The 4081-nt window shown below is 73.5% G+C and carries 3 protein-coding genes and 1 pseudogene; 1 reads left to right on the top strand and 3 read right to left on the bottom strand.

Translation table 11 applies throughout. The annotated features are described in order from the left end of the window. The coding region (locus AWZ10_RS16245; RefSeq protein ID WP_060891416.1) for a DUF3499 domain-containing protein at positions 1–320 on the bottom strand (320 nt) is incomplete at its 3' end. 359 nt (positions 321–679) lie between these two features. On the opposite strand from AWZ10_RS16245, the gene AWZ10_RS16240 reads away from it, so the two are divergent. Further along, a complete protein-coding gene (locus AWZ10_RS16240) occupies positions 680–1135 on the top strand; it encodes a metallopeptidase family protein (RefSeq protein WP_107417441.1) in 456 nt (151 codons plus the stop codon). A 201-nt stretch (positions 1136–1336) separates the two neighbouring features. Here the strand turns inward: AWZ10_RS16240 and AWZ10_RS16235 are convergent, their stop codons facing one another. Together AWZ10_RS16235 and AWZ10_RS16230 are read right to left on the bottom strand one after the other, a co-directional pair. Next, a complete protein-coding gene (locus AWZ10_RS16235; RefSeq protein ID WP_060891414.1) occupies positions 1337–2848 on the bottom strand; it encodes a DUF5719 family protein in 1512 nt (503 codons plus the stop codon). Beyond that, positions 2845–4081: pseudogene (locus AWZ10_RS16230) on the bottom strand (family 2 glycosyl transferase); the annotation flags it as partial. The pseudogene AWZ10_RS16230 and the gene AWZ10_RS16235, both read right to left, overlap by 4 nt.

Here is a 4081-nt window from a genome sequence, read left to right as displayed (position 1 = left end):
GGGCGGGCCGCCTCGCGCACGGCGTTGGCGAGCGCTTCCAGGTCGTCACCGCTGGGGCGCGCGGGAGCCGAGGCGTCCAGCAGCCGTACGACCTCCCAGCCACGCGGCGCGGTGAGGCGCTCGGAGTGCTCTGCGCACAGGTCGTAGCAGTGGGGTTCGGCGTAGGTGGCGAGGGGGCCGAGGACCGCGGTCGAGTCGGCGTAGACGTACGTCAGCGTCGCGACGGCGGGGCGGCCGCAAGCGGTGCGCGAACAGCGACGTACAGGGCTCACGACGTTGGACGGTACCGCACTCTTGAGCGGGCCGCGACGACTCTCCACCAGGTCACTCCACCGTGTCGCGGCGTGAAACGCCCCACACGCCCCTCCGAACCCACCCCGTTGACCTGCGGGTAACTCATCGTCCGGGATGCCGGACAGGCTTGAATTCGGTCAACTTCCGGTACAAACCATGCCAATTGACATGAGTTCACCGGCCTCGGAGAGGTATGGAATCGAGCCCAACCTTGGCTGGAATGGTCATCCTGCGACATGCCGTACGACCCTCGGGGCACCGTCGCGCGGCGAGCCGGTTGGACGTGCCGGGGCGGCCGTGCCAGGTCAGGGCGGTGGGTCGGTGTGTGCCGCCAGGGGTGTGGAGCCGGGCGGGCGGGCCCCGTGGGGACTACGCTTCACAGGTGATGGACAACCTCGTACCGCCCCGCGCCGCCTCCGCACCCGGGCCCCGCCGCCGAGATCGGCACGGCAGGGGGATGCGCGGGCCCATCGCGCCGCCTCAGGTGCCGCTCGCGGCGAGTCGTGCGGAGGTGTTCGCGGATCTCGTGCAGGACTCCGTGGAGCGGCTGGAGCGGCGGTTGCCGCAGCTGGCGGACATCGACTTCCTCGTGCTGGAGGTGCCTCGGCTCGACGGGCCGGTGGACGGGGCCTGGAACGACGAGGCCGTGCCGCTCGGGGGGACCGTCGCGGCGCGGGAGGGGCGGCCGGCTCGGATCGTGGTCTATCGGCGGCCGGTGGAGATTCGTACCAAGGGGCGCGACGAGCGGGCCGCGCTGGTGCATGAGGTCGTGGTGGAGCAGGTGGCCGAGTTGCTGGGGCTCAACCCGGAGACTGTGGATCCTCGGTACGGGGAGGACTGACGCCGGGGGGTGCGCCCGGGAGGGGTTTCGCCTCCGCCACCCCTACCCGTCCCCTCCCCAGGGGCTGCGCCCCTTCGCCCCCCCAGCCGCCGGTTCGGTGAGGGCTGGTCGCGCAGTTCCTCGCGCCCCTGAAAAGCAAGGGCCGTAGGCCCTCAGGGCCCGCCGACGCACCCCGGCCCTCCGAACTCTCCCGCGAAGGAACTACCTCTGCAGGATCGAGAGGTCCTGTTCCGCCTCCGGGACGGCTACCGTGCCCCGGTCGTCCGGGAGGGTCTGGATCGTGAAGGCGGGGACGGTGTCCAGCTTGGATTCCAGGATGCGGGAGGCGTAGACGGCGCCGCCCGAGATCGGCTCCACCGTGAGGGCGTACGTGCCCTTGAGGCCGCTCGGGGCGGGCATGTCGATGTTCTGGGTGGTGCCGGCCTTGATCGTGAAGGTCTTCGTCGTGGGCTCACCGCCGCCGCTGCCGGCGGACGCGGTGACCTTGACCTTGGCCGCGCCGGTCGGGGCGGTGAGGGCGAGGGTCGTGCCCTTGGCGCGGTTGTCGGCGACCGTGGCGCGCGCGCCGACCGGGCGGGTCGCCGGGATGAAGGCCGTCTCCCGGTTGTCGCCCTTGCCGCGGACGACGCGGAGGGCGGCCACCACCGGGACCGACTGATCGGTGGGGGTCAGGAACAGGGAACCTTCCTCGCCGCGCGTGATGTCGCCCAGGTCCGCGGAGGCGGTCATGCCCGCCTTGACGTGCAGCGTCTCGTTGCCGGCCGGAGTGATCGAACCGGTGGGCGAGGCGAGGCGGAGCTTCAGGTCCGCGTCGGTCTCGCCCGGGGTGAAGGCCACGAGGGTCACGGAGGTGGCGTCCTTCGGGATGCCGGGGAGGACGAGGCTGCCGGCCGGGTCGGCCGCGGCGGCCAGCCAGTCGCCGCCCAGCTTGTCGTCGAGGGCCTGGACCGCGGCGGCGACCCGGCCGCTGCGGACGCTGACGTGGACCGTGAGGCCGGCCTCCTTCGCCGCGGCGAGCGTCGACAGCAGGACCGGCTCGGCGGCGCGGGGCTGGACCGTGATGCCGTCCCCCACCGTCGACTTCAGGGCGCCGTCCTTGCCGTAGAGCTCGATGTCGACGACGGCCGCCGAGTCGTCCGGGTTGACGAGGTGGACGTAGTCGGTGCGGCCCGCGGTCGTACTGGCGCCCGGGAACCAGAACTCCGTGTCCGGGGCGGTGCAGTTGACGCCGAGCAGGCCGCGGCCCGTGCCGGCGGCGACCTCGGTGGTCTCCTGGACCGTCCAGCCGGGCGCGAACTTCCCCTCGGCCGTGCCGATCAGCGCGGGCGAGTCGCCTCCGTCGGTGCTGCCGGTGACGGGCTTGCCGGGCTCCTTGACCTCGACGACCGGCTTGGCGGCCTTGTCCTTGTCGCCCTTTTGGTCCTTGTCGCCCTTGTCGGGGTCGGCGGACCCCCCGCCCGCCGCGACGAGTTCGGCGCTGCCTTTGTCGCCGGTGCCCTCGGTGACGGGGGTGAAAGAGGTGTACGCGGTCTCCGCGAGGTCCGAGGTGCTCGGCTGGGGGCAGAGCAGACTCGTGCGCTGCACGGGCAGTTGGGCGGCCGCCTTCGCGGTGGTGTCGCCGCCGGAGGCGTCGGGGGCGCTGAAGGCGGCGAAGCCGGTGACGGCGGCGAGGGCGGTCGTGCCGGCGATCAAGGACAGGGTCGTGCGGTTCACTGCTGGCTCCCGTCGGGGCGCTCACTGTCGGCGCCGGTGCCTTGCGACGGGTCGTACGTCGCGTCGTAGCCCTGGGTGTACGTCTGGTCGTACGAGGCCGTGTTGCCCCCGTAGGAGGCGTACGGGTCGTACTGGCCGCCCTGGTAGGGGTCGGTCTGGTAATGCTGCTGCTGGTCGTACGTGCCCGCCGGGTACTGCTGGGCGCCCTGGTACTGCTGGTCGTACTGGCCGTATTCGGCGCCCGCGCCCCCCTGGTTCGCGGCGTCCCACTGGCCGTAGGCCTGCTGCTGCGGGACGGGAGCGGCGAACGGGGTCTCCTCCGGAGACGGAGGCAGGCCGGGGTCGGTGGACTGTTCGGCCTCGGCCTCGGCCTCCGCCTGGGCGCGCAGGCGGCGGGCTCGGCGGCCGTCGCCGGTGACGTCCTGGGCGGGTACGGCGACGGGCTCGTCGGGGAGGTCGTCGTCGACGTCCCGGCGGCGGCCGGGCAGGGCGAGGACCACGAGGACGACGGCGAGTGAGCCCTGGGCCCACAGCCAGCCGGTGTGGCTGACGGGGGCGTCGAAGGTGACGTCCAGCCTGCCGCCGTCCACGGGCAGCTGGAAGCCCTGGGCCCAGCCGTCGACCGTGGTCGGGGTGAGCGGCTTGCCGTCGAGGGTGGCGGTCCAGGACTCGTCGGCGGTGTCGGCGAGGCGCAGGACGCGGCCCGAGCCGCCGGCCGGGAGGGTGGTGTGCACGTCGACGGGGCCCGCGGCGACGGCCTTCGGGTCGCCGGAGGAGGCCTCGACGGTGACGCGGGCGACCTGGCGGTCCACCCGCCACAGGGCGCTGCCATCCTGCTGGCTGAGGCGGCTCAGGCCGGGCGTGGCGTCCAGGACGCGGCTGACCTCGCGCGGTGCTCCCGGCCGGACGAGGACGTAGCGCACGGCGAAGCCGCCGAGTTCGTCGGTCTGGTCGGCGCCGGAGCCCGCGACGAGGTTGGCGACGACCTTGTCGAGCTGATTGTTCTTCCCCGCGGCGGCGGTGAGTTCGGCGTCGCCGAGGCGGACGCCGGAGCCGCGGACCAGGGTGTAGCCGACCTTGGCGGTGGAGTCGCTGTCGAGGACCAGGGTGCGGGCCTGGTCGCGGGTGCCGCTCTCCTCGGCGACGAACGCGGGGACCTGGACGGGGTCGCGGCGCTCCAGGGGGCCGTCGGCGCCGCCGAGCACCCATCCGGCGGCGGCCAGCAGCGGGCCG

Source organism: Streptomyces europaeiscabiei, from assembly GCF_001550375.1.
GTDB classification, from domain to species: domain Bacteria; phylum Actinomycetota; class Actinomycetes; order Streptomycetales; family Streptomycetaceae; genus Streptomyces; species Streptomyces europaeiscabiei.
The sequence above is the reverse complement of the archived record's forward strand: the minus strand, read 5'-3'. Positions and strand labels throughout refer to the sequence as shown.